Raw genomic sequence first — 21,030 nt, 5'->3', positions numbered from 1 at the left:
ACTGGTTTAGCTTAGGCTCCTGTTCCCTTTTTTAATTTTAGTTCGAAGACCAATATGGTAAAAAAAGTAATAAATGGAAGTCTTTGTATTCCACGCAACACCAGTGGGTACCGTTCACTGTGAACACATTCTTGACAAAAGATCATTAGCATTGAATTCGTATCGAATAACTATTCTAAAGTGATACCCGCACTTGCACTACCAAAAAAACTATTGGTTAAATCACCAGCTCCTGTTGCGCTAGCCGAGAACACCATTACTAATAGATCACCAGCTTCCACTAGTACTGGTGGAGTAACGATCTTAAGTGCTCTAGCAATAGTTCCCATAGCTATTGGGACTATATCAACAAATGCGTTTGTTGGGGTGAATACATTACTACCTTTAGCTGCACGGTAAACTTGTGCTCTAACTGTAACTGTTCCTGCAAGCGGCACGAAAATTGACACTGTAGTGAAGGCTGCAGAAATCGCTGTAATACTACCTGCTCGTGTTACAGAAAAAGCTTCTGTTATTAGATTTGAGGGAATATCACCGTCTGGAAGGGCCAATGTAAAATTCGAGTTACCAAATCCTATCTCATATAACTCGCCACTCACTCCTGCAGCGGTTGTTGTTAAAAAAACCCCTGTAACGCCGGAAGCGAATGGGATCATGGGTAATGAACCTGTGTTAACTGTTGGTGCGGGAATATTTTCTACGTCAATCGCTTCAAAAGGCCCAAGTGTGCCTTTTTTATTAAATTTTAAACAACCGCAATTTATATGATTATTGCTACACATTTTTACACCTCCTTTTTTTCAGTTTATTCAAGGACGGTAAGCATTAAAGGGCAATCATCTTTAAGTCGCAGTCAATTGAAAGTCTATTGATAAAATACACCTCGCAAGTATGGGTCAACTGCACGAAGAAAAAAAGACGCCTTACTAAGGGCATTGAAAAAGTTTATAAAGTAGTAGAGGGGACGTCCAATAAGTCTCCAAGTTATTGTTATTGTCACGGATTTTATACTTATCATATTTGCCGCAATACTATTTCATTTTGAAGACCTCCGAAACGGATAAAATCCACGGTATTGATTTTTATGCCTAACTACAGAAACTGTTGGAGGAACTTCCAAACCTGAACTTCCAGCAGGGTCCGACTCTACTCGACGACTACCTGCCATGATACAAAAACATCCGTCTCTCTTGAGAAAAAAAGTTAGCCTTACGACTCGATGAAAAAATTCGAACATCATTTAGGGTACCAGGTTCTCATTGGACTCGGAATTGTTCCGGAACCTGGTACCTTTTATAATTCAGCCTCATTGCTGCCTCTTTTTTAAATGGACCCGACATAATTTCAAGTACCAGGTTCTCATTGAATTCTAAATTGTTCCAGAACCTGGTATGGTACAGTTCACTCGGCCTCCCTCATATGTCTAACCACCCGCCAAGAGATTACTGAAAGGGGCTATTTTTATGGATAAACAAATCAAGGAATTGACATTATTGCTGCTTTATTTGACATCATGGGAAGAGGATGAATTTCCCGATGGGATGAGAAGGAGCTGGAAAGGCTATCCTTTTGACGCGTTGGATGCATTGTCCGAGGAAGATTGGTTACGAGGAAGCAAGCGCTCCAAATCCGTCTATTTGACGGATACAGGAATAAAAGAGGCTGAAGCGTTGATGAAGAAATATAATTTGATACCAGGTTCTCATTGAATTCGGAATTGATTTAGAACCTGGTACCGTTTTTTTTATTTCTGAACTATCTTCTGATGGTCATAACAATAGATCTTCCCTTTGAATCTATCGTTTGATAAACAATACGCTTTAACCTTATCTGAAACAGGTTTATTACAAACTAAACAAGTAGAGCTTGTGATAGTCTTTTTTTCTGAAACATGTGTAATTAATAGACGGTTATGATCCTCTCTCGCTTTTGGATCAGTAATATTTCCTTTTGAAAAGGCGTTGAAAATTGTTAAAATGTCACTTTCAGAGAGCAGAGGTTCTTTATGATGAATTTTCAACACCGAGACTTTCCGATGGATAAACTCTGATAACTCGATGTCATAAACAATAATTTCGTTAGATGCGATTTTACGATAATCTAAGTCGACTTTAAATGTGCTGCGTTTTGTAAAAGATACCATGGAAATAATTTCGGGTACCAGGTTCTCATTGAATTCGGAATTGTTCCAGAACCTGGCACCTTTTTTTATTGAATTCGGAATCGTTCCGGAACCTGTTACTTTAAAAAACATCAGCTTAAATCCAGTGCTTCTTTCTTTCTTTTTAAAAAAATTTATACTTACCCTAATAGGGGTGATTCGGATGGACAAAGAACTGATGGATTTCTTAACAATGATGAAAAATAACATGGAAAAGGGTTTTGCAGATGTGAAAAAGCAACTTTCAGAAGTAAATAGAAAGTTGGATGTTTTAGAAGGACGGGTAACCCGTGGCTTCGATGAAACAGCTACTCTTTTTGAATCAGCAGATTGTCGGGTACCAGATTCTCATTGAACTCCGAATTGTTCTGGACCCTGGTACCATTTTTTTACCAAGGGATTACTGAAAGGGGCTAATTTTATGGAGAAAAAGATTAAGGAATTGACATTATTGCTGCTTTATTTGACATCATGGGAAGAGGATGAATATCCGGATGGGTTGAGAAGGAGCTGGAAAGGCTATCCTTTTTACGCGATGGATGCATTGTCCGAGGAAGATTGGTTACGTAGAAGCAAGCGCTCCAAATCCGTCTATTTGACGGATGCAGGAATAAAAGAGGCTGAAGCGTTGATGAAGAAATATAATTTATAGAATAACCACGATCGATTTTGCAGTAATTTTACTTCCCGGAATTTCGGGTACCATGTTCTCATTGAATTCGGAATTGCTCCAGAACCTGGTACCTTTCACAACGTAACCCTAAAGGGAACAAATATCAGAGGAACACTTACGTTTATGGGGTATTCGGAAACAAAAGATGCACCAGATAGTGGGCTATTGATAATGAGGATGGAGTTTAAGTTCTAATCCGGGTTAGTCATTTGCACCATAGTATGCAGGAGGATTTTCACCTTTTTTGGCGAAGTATATCAGATAGGGAGTGAAAATGATGAAATTGACGAAATTTGAAAGATTAATGCTGTCGAATCAATTTAAAATTTTAGAGGGGCTTTATCCAAAAGAGAAAAAGAACTACGAATTAAATCGAAAAGCTTTAGAGGAAGGGTATAGCCTTCATTATAACGGTGCATTTGAAAGTTTAAGCCCAGTTGAATTGACCGAAGATGAGTGCCGGGAAGTATTGGACATACTTAGCATGTACCGCGCACTAACCTACTCATTTGAAAAGTTAGAGGATAAAAGTGGAATAACTATGGAATCAATAAAATTTAATGGTTTCAGTGAGAATGATGAGGAAGAAAGTAAAAGATTATCTTACACTCATTATTTCATTATGGATTTGAACAGATTCGAAGAATTAAAATATGGCGAGGAGTGGGCTTTTTTCAATAGCTTCATACCAATGTTGGATTCCTATAGACGCATGCTGTCCGCCTGGACTACAGTAAACAGAAAACAAGAATTAAATCGTGATGAAATAATCCGTATTGTGGAAGAACGATAAAATGAATCTTGCCATTGGGATATGATTTCGGGTACCAGGCTCTCACTGAGTTCGGAATTGCCTTAGAACCGTTTTATAGAAACGTTATAGCAGCATCGGTATTTAAGAAACGACCCAATGCGTAAAACATTGGGTTGTTTTTTTGATATAGTAAAAGGACAAATGACCAAAAGGAGATTTTGAAATTGAGTATCCAAATTAGACCCGCCTTACCGACAGATGCGGATAAAGTCGTCCCGCTAATTGTCGATGCAATTGGTGACATCGCCAATCGGCTAACAGGGGCAACTGAGGTAGAAATGGTTACAGATAGATTACGTGAGCTATTCATGCGAAATGACAACCGGCACTCCTATCTGTATACATATATTGCGGAGATTAACGCAGACATGGTGGGCATTATCGTCTTGTATCCAGGTGATGATGCTCCTGTCCTTGATCGTAATTTGACGAATTGGCTGATGGAAAAAGGTGCCCTAAATCCTGAAATCGATGCAGAATCATTACCGGGGGAATTGTATATCGACACCGTTTGTATCTCTCCAACTTTTCGTGGCAAAGGAATCGGAACTCAATTATTCATTTTCGTAGAAGAACTTGCGAAGCAGCAAGGTTACACCCGATTAGCCTTAAATGTCGAAACACAAAAAGATCCAGCAATCCGGCTTTACAAACGACTTGGCTACGAAATTGTTTCTCCCTGGACAATCATCGGCGAACCATTCCATCATATGGTGAAACATATCTGATTGGGTCTTATGCACTCAATGAATTCGAGGTTCTCCTTGAACCTGGGACCATTCACTATCAATATTCAGTAGGTACGAACCGGCAAAACGACATAGATATTAGCTTCAATTCCACTGTTTATAGGATGGAAATAATAAAACTTTTGAATTTAAGTTTTACCAGTGTCCTGATTGCCGGCTCACCGTTGCATTTGATCTCCCTGTAGCTTCCTCAATCATCTTAAATCTCAATTTTGCACCCCCATATACCTATGAGTACCAGAGTTCTCATTGAATTCGGAGTGTTTGGGAACTTGGTACACTTATCCGCGCTCAAGAACACGTTATCCACGCTCAAGAAAATGGTCTTGCGCTCAAGAATTTCGAGTACCAAATCCATATATGTTTACTACTGCCATTTTAGACAGGCATCTCCATCGAAGCGAAGTAATCTAATACTGTCCGATCCAAGTCATCGTATGAAATATAGACAGACCCTATTTACCTAAAGGGTGGTCAAGCTAATTGTGGAAAATTGATCAATTCTACTTGACCGTTACAGTGTGAGGAAATTTGTTATTAGAAAGTTGATTTATTGGAGAATTATAACGTAAAAAGGCATTACAGACATACGTGGACTGTGAAGTGCACCCCAAAAGTTAGAGTCAAAAATCTAACTTTCGGGGTGTTTTATTATGGTTAAATATACAGATGATTTTAAGGCGATGGTGGTGCGGGAATATCTCGAAGGAACAATTGGATATGAGAGATTGGCGAAAAAACATGGTGTAAAGTCAAATAGACAGGTTAGGGATTGGGTAAACGCATATAAGAAGTTTGGTATGGAGGGATTGGTTCGTAAGAAAAGGGACGCGATTTATTCTGTTCAATTCAAGTTGGATGTATTAAACTTTATGAAAAGGACAGGCGCTTCACTGGCAGATACCGCTCTTCACTTCGGATTGACGAACACTCCGATGGTCGCTGTTTGGAAGAAGAAATTCCTCAATGGCGGTGCGGAAGCCCTGGACAATCCGAAAGGACGGCCGGTCATGTCTGATAAAGCGAAGAATGTTAAGAAGAACCAGAAGCCAACACAAGAGAATGAAATGACGCGTGAACAGAAACTAGAACGGGAAAATGAACTCCTCCGTTTGGAGGTGGAATACCTAAAAAAGTTGCGAGCTTTTCAGATGGATCCGGACGGCTATCTCGAAAAGCACAAGCAGCGTTATCATTCGAACTCAAAGAAGAATTCACACTGAAGGATGTGCTTCTAATTGTCGGAATTCCTGAGTCATCTTATCACTATCATGTAAAACAAATGAAACGGGAGAATCCCAACGAAGAGTTGGAGGAAACGATTCAAACCATTTTTGATAAGAACAATGAAAACTATGGATATCGCAGGATTCAACTTGAATTGAAGAATCGTGGTATCATAGTCAATCATAAAAAGGTGCAGCGCATTATGCGAAAGTTAGGATTAAAAGGCAGTAAGTTCACCAGAAAATCTCGTCGCTACAGTTCGTACAAGGGAAATATCGGCAAAGTGGCGAAAAACCGTATTCACCGCCGTTTCAAGACTACAATCCCGTATCAGAAGCTGACTACGGATATTACAGAATTCAAGTGTTCAGATGGCCTAAAACTCTATCTTAGTCCAATGATGGATATGTATAATGGGGAGATTCTTTCGTTTGGCATCGGTATGCGTCCGACGCTCGACTTTGTGATGAAACCTTTGGAGGAAGCCCTTGAAATCGTAAAGAACGCAAAATATCGGACTACCATCCATTCAGATCAAGGCTGGCACTATCAGCACGGAAAATGGGTTGCGACCTTAAAAACACATAAAGTGTTCCAGAGCATGTCTCGGAAGGGAAACTGTCTGGATAACGCCCCAATGGAAAATTTCTTTGGATTACTTAAGCAGGAGATGTATTATGGCGAACCACTGCGCACATACGAGGAACTTAAACGTGATATCGAGGCTTACATTCAGTATTACAACAACAAACGGATCAAACAGAAACTGGCTGGTATGAGTCCGGTTCAATACCGTCTTCACACCAGCCAATTAGCTGCGTAATATAAAACTCTAACTTTTAGGGGTCACATCACTGTAATGCCTTTTTTATATCTGTAATTACTTGATGTTGGGTATTTTTGTTGTCGGAGAAGAAAGAATTGGGGTCTCATATGATCTGTGTTTAACTACTTTTGTAATCTCCTCAAATCATGATGTAATGTTTAATCGGTGGATTCGGTATCATATTTTGTGTGTTCTTCCTTCACGCCGAACAAAGACTGTTCGGATATGTATTGGTTTTTGGAATATTGAACATGGCTGAGTAGCGTATGTAGACGCGTTTTCTGTTTAGTGACTGTGTAAAGAGATACCGGTACGTTAATGGTAATTTCATTGTTAAAGGTAAGTAATGTGTTCTTACTGTCCAGTCGTTTTGCATCGAAGAAGTGACTGAAAATCCAGATGCAATCGGGATTTTTTGAACCATTCGTTGGAAACACACCCACTTCATCAGAGATAAGAAATGGCGTTTTCTGACGGTACTTTAGAAGTTCCTTGGCTGCCTCCTTTCGCCCGGCTTTTGATGAGTGATGACGTAGGCATGCTTTGTTCAGTAAATCGATAGGTTTTAGTGTTGAAAAGTAGATTCCGTCCATTGTAATAATTTTGGAAAAGTACTTTCCTGAATGAACAGATTTCAAAGCTAAAGTTCGACTAATGAATAGAGAAATTTCGTCCTTCATGCAATATCCTCCTTTATAATCACTTCACATTCTATTTTATATCATTGTTTCTTAAAATAATAGTCTAAAAATAACGAAAAAACATATTTGTTTTAAAAATTGACTACAAAAGGTCATCTTTCTCCTACTCATATGCCATGTATAGTAAGCCAAACGTCATAAATGCGCATTGGTGTCTATAGTTCGTTCCCTCTATGATGAAATTACCCGGGAATAAACTGAATCGTGCACGATCGGAAAGGTCAACCAAGTGTTGAATTTTGAAGACGTGTTAGTTAAGTATGAAACAATGATTTTTGCATGTATGCGTCAATTGAATATTTATCGCGATTATGAGCAATTCCGGCAAACAGGTAGGGTGGCTCTCTGGCTTGCGTGGGAACGATTTGAATATGAAAAAGGGGATTTCGCACCGTTCGCTTATCGGTACATCCGTGGTGCGATGATGGATGAAATGAAGAGGGCAAACCGCTTTGAGCAGCGTTTCATGCCAATTGAGGATGAGATTTTGACAAAATTAATCGAGGTAGATGACGCAGGAGACAAAAGGGGAAGTGAACGTCTTCGATATGCGGTTGAATCGTTAACTGAAGATGATAGGAAATTGTTGCAATGGCTGTTGATAATGAGTAGGGAAAGAACAGGTGTTGAAATTGAATATAGTGGTTTGATATATCGGGATATTATTGAGGATGATAAAAAAACAAGTTTCACGATAACTATTAAGTAGTTTAAATTTAGGTGTTTCCGGACAGCGTTTCTTGACATTCCCGGATTAGATGCAATACCTCTTTGTGATCGTCCTTCAACCACTTTTTAATATTTTATACGATTGTTTTGAGCCATGTCGATTATCCTTTTATCTTCCCTGATAATTGGAAATCGCGTGGCTCATTTTATATGTTGGACCTATCCTTATTTTTCAAGATGTATAGTGTTTCTATTAGTTAATTACATAAAAGAAGTTATGAAGAAATTTAAATATTTTAGTTTGTATAACTTTGTAGCTTATTATCTGATAAAGTATTAGAATTTAACTGGTAGACTTTATAATTATTGGAAGATAGGGGAACGGCATATGGCATTGGCATTATTTTTCATATTTTTCCTACTATGGTGTGTGTCATTCGTTATGAATATAGTAGGACTTGTTAAACCGAAGTTGGTTTTGTATTGGGGCAGTCAAGAAAAGAAAACTCGAGGAAAGGTCTTCCTTTACTATGGGGTATCGTCTTTTGTATTTTTCATTGTATTCATGGTCTCCTTAGGTACCTATGGAGCTTCGCTTCCTGACCCAACACCAAGTGAGGTGGCAGCTGCTCAGGCAGAACAAAAAGCCAAGAAGGAAGAGAAAGCTAAGAAAGAGGCTGAAGAGAAAGCGGAAAAAGAAGCCAAGGAAAAGGCTAAGAAAGAAGCCAAAGAAAAGGCGAAGCAAGAAGAAAAAGAAGCCGCAGAAAACGCGAAAGCAAAAGAAAAGGCTGAAGAAGCAGTAACAGAAAAGGAGAAGGCTGAATCCAAAGTTAGGAAGGAAGCAGAAGAAAAGGCTAAGAAAGAGGCCAAAGAAAAGGCGAAGCGAGAAGAAAAAGAAGCTGCAGAAAATGCGAAAGCAAATGAAAAGGCCGAAAAAGAAGCCCAAGCTAAAAAAGCAGCAGTAGAAAAAGCAGAAAAAGAAGCTCAAGCGAAGAAAGAAGCTGCAGAAAACGCTGCTTTAGCCGAAGAGAAATTTAAAACATCGGCTGTAGAAATAGATTATATCGAATTGGCAAGAGATCCTGACTCTTTTATAGGAACAAAAGTGTTGTTACATGCCAAGGTTATGCAAAATTTAGAGGATGGAAAAAAACTTACCCTTCTATTAAACGTAACGGATGTAGGATATGGTATTTGGGATGATACTATTTTAGTAAATTACACGATGACCGAAAAAGATAAAAGAATACTCGAAGATGATATCATTTTTTTATGGGGAACAGTTAAAGGATTGAGAACATACGGATCCATATTAGGAGAGCGAATTACCGTTCCGGAAGTGGACGGCGCCTACGTGGATATTCTATGGAACGATAAATAATAGTGTCAAGTACCAGGTTCTCATTGAATTCGGAATTGTTTTAGAACCTGGTACCTTTTCCAATTTATGAAGAATCCGGGGGGGTTACCCGTCTATTCTATAGTTGATGATGGGTTTATTACCAGACAACCCTGATTAGCTTTGAAGGATCTGATTATGAGGTTCAAATAGAAAATCATCCTTTTAAATACTGTTAACGGATGGATAGTCGGTGAGTTTCAGTATTTGTAAATCGAGTAAGGGCAAGTAATTAGCACCGACCTCTCGCACCACAGCGGTTGGTTTATTTTATAAATACTGGTGTTAAATTGGCATGCACAAGCACCGATACTAATAATTCGTACATAAGCAGTTAAAAATCGTACTGAGTCGTTGTCATAAATTGTCTGGTCATGGAAGGGGATGTATGTGAAGATAGTACCTATTATTAAACTAATTAATATGAGTTTGGGAGACTATTATGATAACAACCTATTGCACTAATTGCGGAGAAGAAGTAATTGCTAACTCGAATTTTTGTGGTAATTGTGGTAAACCAATTAAAGTAATAACAGACATTAATGATTCAAAAACTAAGCCGAAAACAAAGTCCAGATTATTGAAACAAGAAAAGCGCAAATTACTTTATGTTTTGCTTATTGTGTTTGGTGTTTTTATTATAGCTTTTTATTTAAATAATACGCCATCTAATGCAGTTGGAAAATACATGAAGTATGCGCGTGTATCAAATACTGGGGAAGCAATGAAGTACTTGAGTGTTGATGCAGATATTAGTTCGATTGAAGTTACACTAAGAAATGCAAGATACTATACACGAAATGAAATTAGATATGAGATTGATTCATTTACAATTATTTCCGAAGAGAGAGATGGGAACAAGGCAACAGTTCTTACACATGCTACTTACGAAAATGGTGGAGTAAAAAAAACCAAATACACTTTATCCAAAATAGAGGGAAAGTGGAAAATTACTGGTATCGAACGATTAAATTAAATTTAGGTAAAGTTAGTCACAAGTTGAACATGGATAAAAAAATGAATAGAAATTGGCATGCGAGGGCGATTACCATATAATCATGGGCAACAACCGACAATATCTTTTGCGGAAAAGAAGAAATGGATGAATACCTTTGATGAAGCAAGGGATATTCTTGGTTTAAAAAATCATTCTTATCAATAATCATCATCTAAAAAACCCAACCTTTAATTTAAAAATTAAGGGTTGGGTTAGTTTTTGGGGTACCAGGCTCTCATTGAATTCGGAATTGTTTTAGAACCTTTTTTCTTTCCTACACAGGCACCTTTAAAAACGACAGGAAACTGCTTTTCCATTCAACACATCACTTTAGGCGAGTGAGTATGCAAGTTGTATGCTAATTTCTTTTAGTTGATCATTTCCTAAATCTGTAGGTGATTCTTCAATGGTCCAGTTTTTTGAGAGAATCTGATTCAGCGTTGTTAATTCTGTTTTTGTAACTTTTAACTGTTCCATGCCCTTGTCTGTCAAAGTATAATCTTCTTCAGCTATTTTTTTGAATTTCATTTCCAAAAGGGATTGTAGCCCTCTTATGGTAATGAATTTAACTTTATATCCATCCGTAAGAATAGATTTGAATGCACTTTTATCTTGATTGTAAAGTGCGATTAAATCATCATAATTATAATTCTTATTGATGGATTCCCAAGCACTTTTATTCTCTTTCTCAAGTTGGGTCAACAATTCCTGATTTGAAATGCCATTGCTTCGGATTGTTTCAATCATATACGCTTCCATTAATGTAACTTTATTAATGCCCATCGTGAACCCTCCAGTGTTAATGTAATTGGTGCGCCTCTCAAAAACGATTTTACAGGCATTGCCACTCAGTGCCCTTTTGAAATCTCTACAAACTCAGATTGTTGTAATCGGTATTTATCTGTCTCGTTTTGTTCTTCCATGGATTTAGGATACCATGTTCTCATTGAATTCGGAACTGTTCCAAAACCTGGTGCCGTTTTTAACTTTTTAGGCAGCCCCTCTTTCTCCATCCAACCAAATACCATCCCCCCACGACAATCACCGTACCAACAAAACAAACTAAAATATGCAGTGGCGCGTGTCCAAGGCCCATAAGAATCCACCCGAATACCGCCATGCAACCGGCAATGATAAATGGAGGCACTCCAATTTTTATTTTCGATAAAAAGACCAATAGTATTACGGGCGCAACCGCTGCAAAAAAGGTTCCGAAGACGAAAAATAACTCCAATAGAGTAATTTGGGTTAAATGCAACGTAAACGGGACTCCGATAATGACTAAAATCGCGATGGCTTCCTTTATGTACGTTGCCTTTGCCTGAAGATCAGATGCAATCTTGAAAAGTGTCGTTACTTGACTTGAGAGGGATAGTAAAAATAGGAATAAAAATATCAAAGTCAACATAATACGAATGACTTCATTATCGTAGTTGGTAAATATTCCTGTGAACATCGTAATGGTTGTGTCGAACTTTCTGTTTTGAATGGCAGATAGTGTAATCATTGTAAAGGAAAGCGGAATCGTACTTAAAATAATTCCGCTAGTGAATAGCCCGATTTTTAACTTTTTTTTATCACTGAATAAAAGAATATCCCATGTTTTTCGATCCGAGAGTAGATGACCCAAAATGGCAAGCATAAAAGAGACGATTAATGTTGGTAACATACTTTTACCCATATAAATGATATATGGATGATAAAGGCGAACGCCTTGATAAACTGATTCTGTTCCTTTAATAAAGTATCCGTTAACTAACAGCATAATAATGGTAAGAAACAACAAGCCAACCTTAATCGTATCAATTTTTTCTGTGTAGCCCAATCGGATAAGAAAGTGGCTTGAAAAACCGGCTAATAGGAAGAATCCACAACCAATTGGAAAAGGGATATTGAATACATAAAGTACAATTGCTGCGGAATATGAAAGAATGACTAAACTTGCAAGTGTGCCGACAAATAAGACAATGTTAAATAGCCTGCGGGCACTCGTAGACAATTTCAATTCCAAAATATAATTAAAGGAGTGGTTGAAATGATTTTCGCGGACAATCAAAATAATAGGAACTAATAGTGTAAATGCTAATACAACCGCAATCGAGAAACTAATTGGGCCAACTATACCATAGGGAATGAAGCTTGATGGGGCGGTAAAAATGGCATTGCCCAACGCCCACCTAGATACAATAGATATCGCTAACAATCCCATACCGAAAGACAAATATCTAGTTTGCATAAAGCGTCATCTCTCTGAATTGTTTTGGGGTTATCTGTTCCTTCTTTTTAAACTGTGTTGAAAAGTAATGCAAACTGTTGAATCCGATTTGTTCCGCGATTTCAGAGATATTTTCATTTGTTGATGTCAATAGATATTTCGCCTTTTCAATTCGATAATCATTCAAGTAATTCATAATGGACGTCTTAGCCTCATCACTGAACTTCCGGCTTAAATACGAGGGGCTTACATGGATCCCTTCGGCAATATCATTTAACGAGATTCGACTCCTGTAATTTTCTTGGATGTACGTAATGGCTGCATTCACAACACGGGAGTAGTTCCTTAAAAAGGTGTCGGGCGTTAACTTTAAAACAACGTCTATTAGTTCAGATTCGATAATGGGCTTCGTTAAATATTCTTTAACGCCAATTTGAATGGCTTTTTGTGCAAAGGAAAAGTCTTGGTGAGCGGATAAAATGACCACTTGCGTATGAGGTTGTTTAGAGATAATATCTTTGGCAAGTTCCAACCCGGATTTACCCGGCATTTCAATATCTAAAAACGCCAAATGTAAATAGGTTGAGTTCATAAAGGACTTTGCTTGTATACTGTCATTTGCTAAAAAAAGATTCCAAGACGGAAAAGCAGGTTTTAATATAAACTCCAATTGTTCGATGACAATCGGTTCATCATCCACGCATAATATATTCAATGCCGTCAATTCCTTTCTTAGTGAGACTTCGGAATTTGGATTCGAATAGATGTCTCCCCGCTTCTTCCCTTTACCAATTCCATTAAGCTGTTCGTAAAAAGCAAGTCCAAACGTTGTTTCAAGTTAAGTAAGCCATGTCCATTCTCCATAGCTTTTTCGAGACTGAGATGTTCAAACCCTAACCCATTATCCGTTATCGTAATAGAGAAATGGTCGTTCTCATTTTTGGTTTCAAGTTGTAACAAAAGTTGTCCTACTTTCTTCTCCAATCCATGTTTGAACGCGTTCTCTGTCAATGTTTGAATGAGATACGGGGGTATTAAGTAATCCAATGTGCTTGCATCAATTGACCATTCAATCGTTAAGCGATTGGAAAAGCGTAAACCTTGTATTCGTAAATAGGATTTTGTATATTCAATTTCGCTATGTAAAGGGATGAGTGGATCTTTATTCTGATACTTGAATTTCAATAATAGTGAAAGTGATTCCAATGACTTGATGAGCGTATCAAGGCGGTTTAAGCGGGCTAAACCGATTAATAAGGAAATCGTATTGAAAAGAAAATGAGGGTGTATTTGCTGATTCAACTGCATATAAGTACTTTGCTGCAGTGAATTTGTCAGTTCCATTTCCCTTTTTTCATGGGATAGGTCCGAGATTTGTTTCTCGAAGGAGATGACCATTAGCAATAGGAGCAATGCCGCCATTGTAACGAAAACGGACATAATGGAAAGAAATGAAAAGGTTTCGGATGAAATGATCATTTTTTGCTCATCCTTTCAAATGCTAGGTAAGTATAGTAAAAACATAGTGGGTAGATAGTAATAGTTTGATTGTTTAGAACCTTTAAAGTAGTATAGCATAATTCGAAATAAAAAAAGAGCAAAGATGAATATCTTTGCCCTTAAAAAATGATAGTCGATTTTACATGAAGTCCGAACTAAAATGGCATGCGGATTGGTGGTCGGTAGCGATTTCGAGTAAAGGTGGTTCCGTAGTTCTACAAATTTCCTGTGCAAATGGGCACCTTGTTTGAAAGCGGCAACCTGTAGGCGGGTCGATAGGGGAGGGAATATCTCCTTGAAGAATGATGCGCTCCCGTTTTAATGCCCGATTTGTTTCAGGGATTGCTGACAGTAAAGCCCTTGTATACGGATGATTGGGTTTGTCGAATAACGTTTTTTTAGATGCGGTTTCAACAATTTTTCCAAGGTACATGACAATTATTCTGTCCGATATATGGCGAACAACGGCCAAATCATGCGAGATGAATAAATACGTAAGACCGTAAACTTTTTGCAGATGTTTAAGCAAATTTAATACTTGGGCCTGTACAGAAACATCCAAGGCAGAAACTGCTTCGTCACAAATGATTAATTTTGGTTCAACTGCCAACGCACGTGCAATTCCAATTCGCTGGCGTTGTCCGCCGCTAAATTCATGTGGATACCGGTCAATATGTTCTTTTCGCATCCCTACTTGCTCCAATAATTCGATTGCTCTCTCTTTTCGTTCATTCTTCGGAACAACATTTAAAAGCCTCATTGCTTCCTCAAGTGTTTCCCCAATTTTTTGTCTCGGATTTAGTGAGGCGTATGGATCTTGGAAAATGGCTTGTATATCTTTTCGAATGAGACGCATCTCTTTTTTACTTTTTCGTAACAAATTTGAATTTCGGAACAGTACTTCTCCATCTGTAGCCATCTCCAACCGTAAAATCGACCGGCCTGTCGTTGATTTCCCACACCCGGATTCCCCGACAAGGCTTACTGTTTCACCCTCGTTGATTTTAAAGCTAATGCCATCCACGGCTTTTACATGATTGACGGTTCTTCCGAATATGCCCCCTTTTATGGGGAAGTATTGTTTTAAGTTGTTTACTTCAAGAAGGACGTTGTCTTCATCATACAGGTATGTCAATTTTCATAGCCTCCTCACGTGATGAATGATCATATCTGTCCGAATACATCCAACATCTTATTTTATCGTCATTTTCCACTAGTAAAGGCGGTGCTTCCTGTATGCATAGTTCTTTCGCGAAAGGGCAACGTGGTGCAAAATTACACCCAACGGGAAGGTCTGTCGGACTTGGTACCGTACCTAAAATCGTTTCCAGCTCGTCCACGTCTTCGTGGATCGTTGGGATGCTTTTCAGTAAGCCTTGTGTATAAGGATGCTTTGGATTATTGAACAATGTGTCGACGTCTGTATGCTCCACAACTTGTCCACAATACATGACAACAACTTCATCACAAGTTTCCGCTACAACCCCTAAATCATGGGTGATGAGCATGACAGCCAATCCAAGATTATTCTGTAATTCTTTTAGTAAAGATAAAATTTGTGCTTGAATCGTTACATCAAGAGCTGTCGTAGGCTCATCGGCAATGAGTAGTTCGGGATTACAAGCAATTGCCATCGCAATCATAACTCGTTGCCTCATGCCTCCACTTAATTCGTGCGGCTCTTGTTTTGCCCGTTTTTCGGGTGAAGGGATGCCGACTAATTTTAGCATTTCAATTGCTTTTGCCCATGCTTGTTTCCGAGGGAGTTTTTCGTGAATCCGGTATGCTTCAGCGATTTGTTCACCTACTGAAAAAACAGGATTGAGTGATGTCATTGGTTCTTGGAAGATCATTGAGATTTTATTCCCCCGGATTTTCCGCATGCTTTCTTCGGACTTTTGAAGGAGGTCATCTCCGTGCAGCAATATTTGTCCGTCCACAACTTTTCCGGCAGTTGGATCTACAAGGCGCATGATGGACAGGGAAGTTACGCTTTTTCCACTTCCAGACTCCCCGACGATTCCGATCGTTTGTCCCTTCCGTAAGTCAAAATCCACTCCATCTACCGCTTTTATAACTTGCGAACCCGAAAAGAAATGTGTTTTCAAGTTCCGTACTTGCAAAACGATCTCGTTACCCATTGCCCTACCTCCTTTTTGATTAATTCAAATCAACCTTTTTATTGAGCATCCGATAGGAAATGTCGACGACTAAATTGACTAAGACGAAAATAACGGAAACAAATAAAATCGTCCCTTGCACTAACGGAATATCACGTGACCGGATGGCGTCAATGATGAGACGGCCGACTCCGTTTATGGCAAATACTGATTCGATGAGGACAGTTCCCCCTAACAATGCCCCGAATTGCAACCCTACGACTGTGACGACTGGAATAAGTGCATTTTTTAGCGCATGTTTATAAATAATAATGCTCCGCTTAACCCCTTTGGCCTTCGCCGTTCGGATATAATCTTGGTTTAAAACGTCCAACATACTGGAACGTGTCATCCTCGCTACAATTGCTGCGCCACCGATTCCAAGCGCAATTGACGGCAATACGACATGCTTGAATGTCCCCCATCCAGCGACCGGAAACCATCCAAACCCGACAGAGAAATAAATGATTAAGAGAAGTCCGAGCCAAAAACTTGGAAGGGAAACGCCAATCAGTGCAATGATCATGAGCCCCAAGTCGATGAAGGAGTTTTGTTTATTCGCTGCCGTGATGCCGATGAAAATCCCAAGGATGATCGTGATTAATATACTCCAAAATGCCAATTCGATTGTTATAGGCAGCCGTACTAAGATTTCCTCCAATACGGGTCTGCCCGTGCGAAGGGAAATGCCCAAATCCCCCTGTACGATCTTGCCAACATAGTCGACGTATTGGACGATGACGGACCGATCCAATCCAAGTTCGCTGCGAATACTATTGATTTTCTCATCACTGGCCCCTTCGCCTGCAATTAAGAGCGCAGGATCACCCGGTACCATTTGCATAATGAGAAATACAACGAGGCTGACGCCCAAAAGTACTGGAATGATTTGGATGAACCTTCTTAAGATAAATATGATCATACAATCCCCTCCTTATCGTTTCATTTTAGGATCCAACACATCTCGTAGGCCATCGCCGAAAATATTGAATGCCAATACGATGATTGCGATTGCCATGCCGGGGTAGAGCGCGAGGTGTGGTGCTGTCATGATGAAATCCCGCCCTTTGCTTAACATTGCCCCCCATTCGGGTGAAGGTGGCTGCGCTCCCATTCCTAAAAATGAAAGCCCGGCAACCGAAAGGATAGAGGTAGCTAATCGCAACGTCCCTTGTACGATAATCGGACTGAGAATGTTCGGCAGTATATGTCTAAAAATGATTGTTGAATCATGAGCCCCTAATACTTTTACCGCATCGATGTATTCGCTTTTTTTGATGTCTAGCGTAGAGCCTCTCACAATCCTTGCGAACGTAGGGATGGAAAAGATTCCGACTGCAATAACGACATTAATGAGGTTTGGTCCTAAGGCACTTACGATTGCCAACGCCAACAATAGCCCTGGAAACGCTAATAGAACATCGACAAATCGCATGATGACCGTGTCAATCATTTTGCCGTAGTAACCTGAGATCAGGCCTAAAATAATTCCGAAAAATGCTCCGATAAAAACAGAAAGAAAGCCGACCCCTAACGAAATTCTTGCGCCATAAAGAATTCTGGTGAAAACATCCCGCCCTTTGTCGTCGGTTCCCATGAAATGTTCAAATGAAGGCGGTTTTAGCTTATCTTGAAGCATGACCTCATATGGGTCGTAGGGGGCAATGACTGGCGCAAATAGTGCAATGAGAATGTACAAAAGTACGACGATGCCACCAAATAAAGACATTTTATTGGCGAGCAGTCTTCTTAAAATGGTCGCTCCCTTGTCTGGTTTTATTTTGGCTTCTTTTTCAGTTAACGTTATCCCAATTGGCGATTTCATTTGATCACTCCTTGGCTTTAATTTCGATAAACTTACCTTAACAAAAATCCGATGAATATTTAATTGAATATTGCGAAATGGTAAAAATCCAGTAAACAATGAACAATATTTTATAAACATGCCATCTGATATTTTTCTATAATTGAGGTAGAAATAAGAGAAAAGGGGTTGGTAAAGATGAATGAGCGTCTCTCTAAATTGACGGATAGGTTGATAGGTAGAGAGTGGCAAGGGGTAATCATTTATTCACCAGAGAACAGATACTACTTTTCAAAGTATCGTGGGACGGCGGGGATGTTAGTTATCCAATCGGGTAGTCAAAAACTGATTACAGATTTTCGCTATGTAGACCAAGCCAAGGCCCAAGCTTCAGACTTTGACGTATTGCAACATCAACAAAACATGGTAGAGCTAGTTTGCGATCAATTTTCACATCTGAAGCGTGGAGTGGTGGGGCTCGAATTTGGCGCTGTACCTGTCGAAATCTATTTGGAGCTGAAAGAAAGGCTCCCGCAAATTGAATTTGTAGATTGCAGTGAAGTTACAAATGCAATTCGTTCGATTAAGGACGAGGAAGAAATCGAAAGTATCGCAAAAGGAATTGAAATTTGCGATCAGGCGTTTGCACATATTTTGACCTTCATCGAACCAGGAAAAACAGAGAAAGAAATCGGGCTTGAGCTTGAATTATTCATGAAAAAAGCGGGGGCGGAAGGAATTAAGGCAAATCACGTGATCGCCTCGGGTCCTCGTGCCAGTTTGCCCCATGGACAGGCAACCGACAGAGTACTCGAAGTAGGGGACTTTCTCAAAATGGATTATGGGGCAATCGTTAACGGGTACATTTCGGATTTTACCCGTACAGTTGTATTGGGACCTCCAACTGAAAAGCAACTAAAAATCTATTCGATTGTTAGGAAAGCCCAGGAAGAAAGCTTGAAAATCATTGGTCCAGGCGTAAGATGCTGCGATGTTGACGATGTTGGACGAAGTATCATTGCGGACGCAGGGTACGGTCCTAATTTTGGCCATAGTTTAGGGCATTCATTAGGCTTATTTATCCATGAAAGTCCGGCCCTACGCTCAACCGATCAAACGATTTTACAACCGGGCATGGTCATTACAGTAGAACCAGGAATTTATATTCCGGGCTGGGGTGGCGTGCGTATTGAAGATCTACTCGTCATTACGGAAGATGGGTATCGAAATTTAACAACTTCCACTAAAGATTTGCAAATTATCAATGTAAGGGAGGAAGTTCATTGAAAAAGAATAGTTTGCTTGTCATAATTATCGGGCTTGTATTGGTGTTAAGCGCATGTATGAGTGGAAATGCGGGTGACACAGGCAAAAGCGAAGGCGGCGGAAAGTCCAGCGAAACAAAGGATCTGATTGTCGCGACTTTATCGGACGCAACGAAGTTAGACCCACATTTGGGGACGGACATCCCTTCAGCAAATATTTACCATGGAAGAATCTATGAAGGACTTGTCTATCAAGATAAAAACATGGAAATTCAGCCATTGTTAGCAACATCATGGGAGAAACTTGACGATTTAACTTGGGAATTTACACTTAGGGAAAATGTTAAATTCCATGATGGCACAGATTTTACTGCAGAAGCTGTAAAACGAACGATTGAACGTGTATTAGATGAAAAGACAGCATCCGCACGCGCAAATCTTTTTGAAATGATTACGGAAGTTAAAGTGATTAACGACCATAAAGTACAGTTAATAACTGAATATCCGTATGCTCCATTGTTGGCGAACCTATCGCATTACGCTTCAGGAATTATCAGTCCAACTGCAATTGACTCAGGAAAAGAAATCGCGCAAAATCCAGTTGGTACAGGACCATACAAATTGGCAAACTGGAAAATCGGACAAGAGATTAAGTTAGAACAATTCGATAAGTACTGGGGCAAACAATCGGGACTAAAAACAATTACATTTAAAGTGATTCCGGAAGATTCAACGCGAGTGGCAATGGTTGAAACGGGGGAGGCCCACATTGCAGACCCGGTTCCAGTGACAGAAGTTGACCGTATCACGAATAGCGATTCGATGAAGTTAGTTCGAAGTGACTCATTAGGCAATGACTATATCGGATTCAACTTAAATAAGGAACCATTCAACAATGTCAAAGTGAGACAGGCAATCAGCTACGCCATCGACACGGAATCAATCATTTCAGGCGTCTATAATAACGTCGGCACATTGGCCACCTCAACAATGGGACCAGCCATTTGGGGATTCAATGACAAGCTGAAAGGCTATTCATACGACCTTGAAAAAGCAAAAGCATTGATGGCCGAAGCAGGCTATAAAGATGGATTCAAAACAACAATCTGGACAAACGACAACAAAGCAAGAATGGACGTCGCAGAAGTCGTCCAGTCCCAACTGAAAGGGCTTGGCATAGACCTTGAGATTAAAGTTGTGGAATGGGGCGCCTACCTCGAAGGCACTGGAAAAGGGGAACACGACATGTTCATCTTAGGCTGGTCCAACATGACCGGCGACGCGGATTACAACCAATACTTCCTGTTCCATTCCGCTGCCCATGGCAATACAGGGAACCGCGCATTTTACAGCAACCCTAAGGTCGATGATCTGATCAACAAAGGACGCCAAGAAACAGATCCTGAAAAACGCCTCGCCATTTACGCAGAAGCACAAGAAATAGAAATGAACGACGCACCGATGATTTTCTTTAGGAATAGTGAATATATCTCAGCAATCGGGAAAAATGTTCAAGGATTCTGGATCCATCCGTCGGGTGTTTATATGTTGGATGATGTGACGGTGAAGTGAGTAAATAAAGTCGAATGAAAACAGCGATTTATTTCCTTTTTAAGAGGGAATGGGTCGCTGTTTTGCTAAAAATAGTCATAGGTATGAACCGGCAAAACGACATAAATATTAGCTTCAATTCCACCGTTGATAGGATGGAAATAATAAAAAAAGTGATGTTCGTTTGCTTTATGCCCCTAATTCAATTGATCCATAGGCTTTTTTTATTTCTGCCTCCCAATAATTTTTATTAACACATTTAAAAATGAAAGATTATAGAATTATCCCACTAAGATTGCTAAATGCTGAACGCACATGTA

General features: G+C 39.5%; 23 protein-coding genes. 12 read left to right on the top strand and 11 right to left on the bottom strand.

Annotated features, from left to right (window positions below; genetic code table 11):
- Positions 1 to 170: 170 nt before the first annotated feature.
- Entirely contained in the window at positions 171 to 782 is a 612-nt protein-coding gene (locus ACFPZG_RS17815; protein ID WP_283732929.1) for a hypothetical protein, read from the bottom strand.
- Positions 783 to 1,463: 681 nt separating this feature from the next.
- Here ACFPZG_RS17815 and ACFPZG_RS17810 point away from each other — a divergent pair.
- Entirely contained in the window at positions 1,464 to 1,709 is a 246-nt protein-coding gene (locus tag ACFPZG_RS17810) for a DUF6429 family protein (protein WP_283732928.1), read from the top strand.
- Between the two features lie 35 nt (positions 1,710 to 1,744).
- Here ACFPZG_RS17810 and ACFPZG_RS17805 read toward each other — a convergent pair whose 3' ends face one another.
- Positions 1,745 to 2,254 (bottom strand): hypothetical protein, encoded by a 510-nt coding sequence (locus ACFPZG_RS17805; protein WP_317940324.1) that lies wholly within the window; start codon positions 2,252 to 2,254, stop codon positions 1,745 to 1,747.
- Positions 2,255 to 2,324: 70 nt separating this feature from the next.
- Here ACFPZG_RS17805 and ACFPZG_RS17800 point away from each other — a divergent pair, with 70 nt between their 5' ends.
- The 6 genes from ACFPZG_RS17800 (at position 2,325) to ACFPZG_RS17775 (ending at position 6,447) form a co-directional block, all read left to right on the top strand.
- Positions 2,325 to 2,516, top strand: a complete 192-nt coding sequence (locus ACFPZG_RS17800; RefSeq protein WP_317940323.1) for a hypothetical protein — start codon at positions 2,325 to 2,327, stop codon at positions 2,514 to 2,516.
- A 66-nt stretch (positions 2,517 to 2,582) separates the two neighbouring features.
- Positions 2,583 to 2,813: a DUF6429 family protein gene (locus ACFPZG_RS17795; RefSeq protein WP_283732925.1), complete on the top strand. Its 231-nt coding sequence runs from the start codon at positions 2,583 to 2,585 to the stop codon at positions 2,811 to 2,813.
- A gap of 298 nt (positions 2,814 to 3,111) precedes the next feature.
- Positions 3,112 to 3,627 carry a YfbU family protein gene (locus ACFPZG_RS17790; RefSeq protein WP_317940322.1) on the top strand — a complete coding sequence of 172 codons (516 nt, stop codon included), beginning with the start codon at positions 3,112 to 3,114 and terminating at the stop codon, positions 3,625 to 3,627.
- Between the two features lie 185 nt (positions 3,628 to 3,812).
- Positions 3,813 to 4,376 (top strand): GNAT family N-acetyltransferase, encoded by a 564-nt coding sequence (locus ACFPZG_RS17785; RefSeq protein WP_283732923.1) that lies wholly within the window; start codon positions 3,813 to 3,815, stop codon positions 4,374 to 4,376.
- A gap of 674 nt (positions 4,377 to 5,050) precedes the next feature.
- Positions 5,051 to 5,620, top strand: coding sequence for a helix-turn-helix domain-containing protein (locus ACFPZG_RS17780; protein ID WP_283732922.1), 570 nt, complete (start codon positions 5,051 to 5,053; stop codon positions 5,618 to 5,620).
- Complete coding sequence (locus ACFPZG_RS17775) at positions 5,521 to 6,447, top strand: IS3 family transposase (protein ID WP_283734701.1); 927 nt, start codon at positions 5,521 to 5,523, stop codon at positions 6,445 to 6,447. Before ACFPZG_RS17780 ends, ACFPZG_RS17775 begins: the two co-directional genes overlap by 100 nt.
- 161 nt (positions 6,448 to 6,608) lie before the next feature.
- Here ACFPZG_RS17775 and ACFPZG_RS17770 read toward each other — a convergent pair whose 3' ends face one another.
- Entirely contained in the window at positions 6,609 to 7,130 is a 522-nt protein-coding gene (locus tag ACFPZG_RS17770) for a competence protein ComK (protein WP_283732921.1), read from the bottom strand.
- Positions 7,131 to 7,398: 268 nt separating this feature from the next.
- Between ACFPZG_RS17770 and ACFPZG_RS17765 the strand changes: the two genes are divergently transcribed.
- The 3 genes from ACFPZG_RS17765 (at position 7,399) to ACFPZG_RS17755 (ending at position 10,195) form a co-directional block, all read left to right on the top strand.
- The gene (locus tag ACFPZG_RS17765; RefSeq protein WP_381428258.1) at positions 7,399 to 7,860 is read left to right on the top strand and encodes a sigma factor; all 462 of its coding nucleotides are present in this window, start codon (positions 7,399 to 7,401) and stop codon (positions 7,858 to 7,860) included.
- Between the two features lie 348 nt (positions 7,861 to 8,208).
- On the top strand, positions 8,209 to 9,201 hold the full coding sequence (locus tag ACFPZG_RS17760; protein WP_317940320.1) for a hypothetical protein: 993 nt from the start codon (positions 8,209 to 8,211) through the stop codon (positions 9,199 to 9,201).
- A 460-nt stretch (positions 9,202 to 9,661) separates the two neighbouring features.
- The gene (locus tag ACFPZG_RS17755) at positions 9,662 to 10,195 is read left to right on the top strand and encodes a zinc ribbon domain-containing protein (RefSeq protein WP_317940319.1); all 534 of its coding nucleotides are present in this window, start codon (positions 9,662 to 9,664) and stop codon (positions 10,193 to 10,195) included.
- 351 nt (positions 10,196 to 10,546) lie between these two features.
- Here ACFPZG_RS17755 and ACFPZG_RS17750 read toward each other — a convergent pair whose 3' ends face one another.
- The 8 genes from ACFPZG_RS17750 to nikC all read right to left on the bottom strand — a co-directional run bounded on the left by ACFPZG_RS17750 (position 10,547) and on the right by nikC (position 17,915).
- Positions 10,547 to 10,999, bottom strand: a complete 453-nt coding sequence (locus tag ACFPZG_RS17750) for a hypothetical protein (RefSeq protein WP_283732916.1) — start codon at positions 10,997 to 10,999, stop codon at positions 10,547 to 10,549.
- 199 nt (positions 11,000 to 11,198) lie between these two features.
- On the bottom strand, positions 11,199 to 12,425 hold the full coding sequence (locus ACFPZG_RS17745) for a hypothetical protein (protein ID WP_381428255.1): 1,227 nt from the start codon (positions 12,423 to 12,425) through the stop codon (positions 11,199 to 11,201).
- A 16-nt stretch (positions 12,426 to 12,441) separates the two neighbouring features.
- Positions 12,442 to 13,146, bottom strand: coding sequence for a response regulator transcription factor (locus ACFPZG_RS17740; RefSeq protein ID WP_317940317.1), 705 nt, complete (start codon positions 13,144 to 13,146; stop codon positions 12,442 to 12,444).
- Positions 13,147 to 13,163: 17 nt separating this feature from the next.
- On the bottom strand, positions 13,164 to 13,910 hold the full coding sequence (locus ACFPZG_RS17735; RefSeq protein WP_283732911.1) for a sensor histidine kinase: 747 nt from the start codon (positions 13,908 to 13,910) through the stop codon (positions 13,164 to 13,166).
- Positions 13,911 to 14,070: 160 nt separating this feature from the next.
- A complete protein-coding gene (locus ACFPZG_RS17730; RefSeq protein ID WP_283732910.1) occupies positions 14,071 to 15,066 on the bottom strand; it encodes an ABC transporter ATP-binding protein in 996 nt (331 codons plus the stop codon).
- Entirely contained in the window at positions 15,050 to 16,072 is a 1,023-nt protein-coding gene (locus ACFPZG_RS17725; RefSeq protein ID WP_317940316.1) for an ABC transporter ATP-binding protein, read from the bottom strand. The genes ACFPZG_RS17730 and ACFPZG_RS17725 overlap by 17 nt, the downstream gene beginning before the upstream one ends.
- Before the next feature lie 19 nt (positions 16,073 to 16,091).
- Positions 16,092 to 17,012 (bottom strand): nickel ABC transporter permease, encoded by a 921-nt coding sequence (gene nikB, locus ACFPZG_RS17720; RefSeq protein ID WP_317940315.1) that lies wholly within the window; start codon positions 17,010 to 17,012, stop codon positions 16,092 to 16,094.
- A gap of 12 nt (positions 17,013 to 17,024) precedes the next feature.
- Positions 17,025 to 17,915: a nickel transporter permease gene (nikC, locus tag ACFPZG_RS17715; protein ID WP_317940314.1), complete on the bottom strand. Its 891-nt coding sequence runs from the start codon at positions 17,913 to 17,915 to the stop codon at positions 17,025 to 17,027.
- A gap of 177 nt (positions 17,916 to 18,092) precedes the next feature.
- Here nikC and ACFPZG_RS17710 point away from each other — a divergent pair, with 177 nt between their 5' ends.
- On the top strand, positions 18,093 to 19,181 hold the full coding sequence (locus ACFPZG_RS17710; protein WP_317940313.1) for a M24 family metallopeptidase: 1,089 nt from the start codon (positions 18,093 to 18,095) through the stop codon (positions 19,179 to 19,181).
- Positions 19,178 to 20,731, top strand: coding sequence for a glutathione ABC transporter substrate-binding protein (locus tag ACFPZG_RS17705; protein WP_381428249.1), 1,554 nt, complete (start codon positions 19,178 to 19,180; stop codon positions 20,729 to 20,731). The genes ACFPZG_RS17710 and ACFPZG_RS17705 overlap by 4 nt, the downstream gene beginning before the upstream one ends.
- The last annotated feature ends 299 nt before the right edge of the window (positions 20,732 to 21,030 follow it).

Origin of the sequence: Sporosarcina thermotolerans, assembly GCF_042658975.1 — a bacterium.
Classification (GTDB): domain Bacteria; phylum Bacillota; class Bacilli; order Bacillales_A; family Planococcaceae; genus Sporosarcina; species Sporosarcina thermotolerans.
Note: the sequence above shows the minus strand (reverse complement) of the source record. Positions and strands in the feature narration are given on the sequence as shown.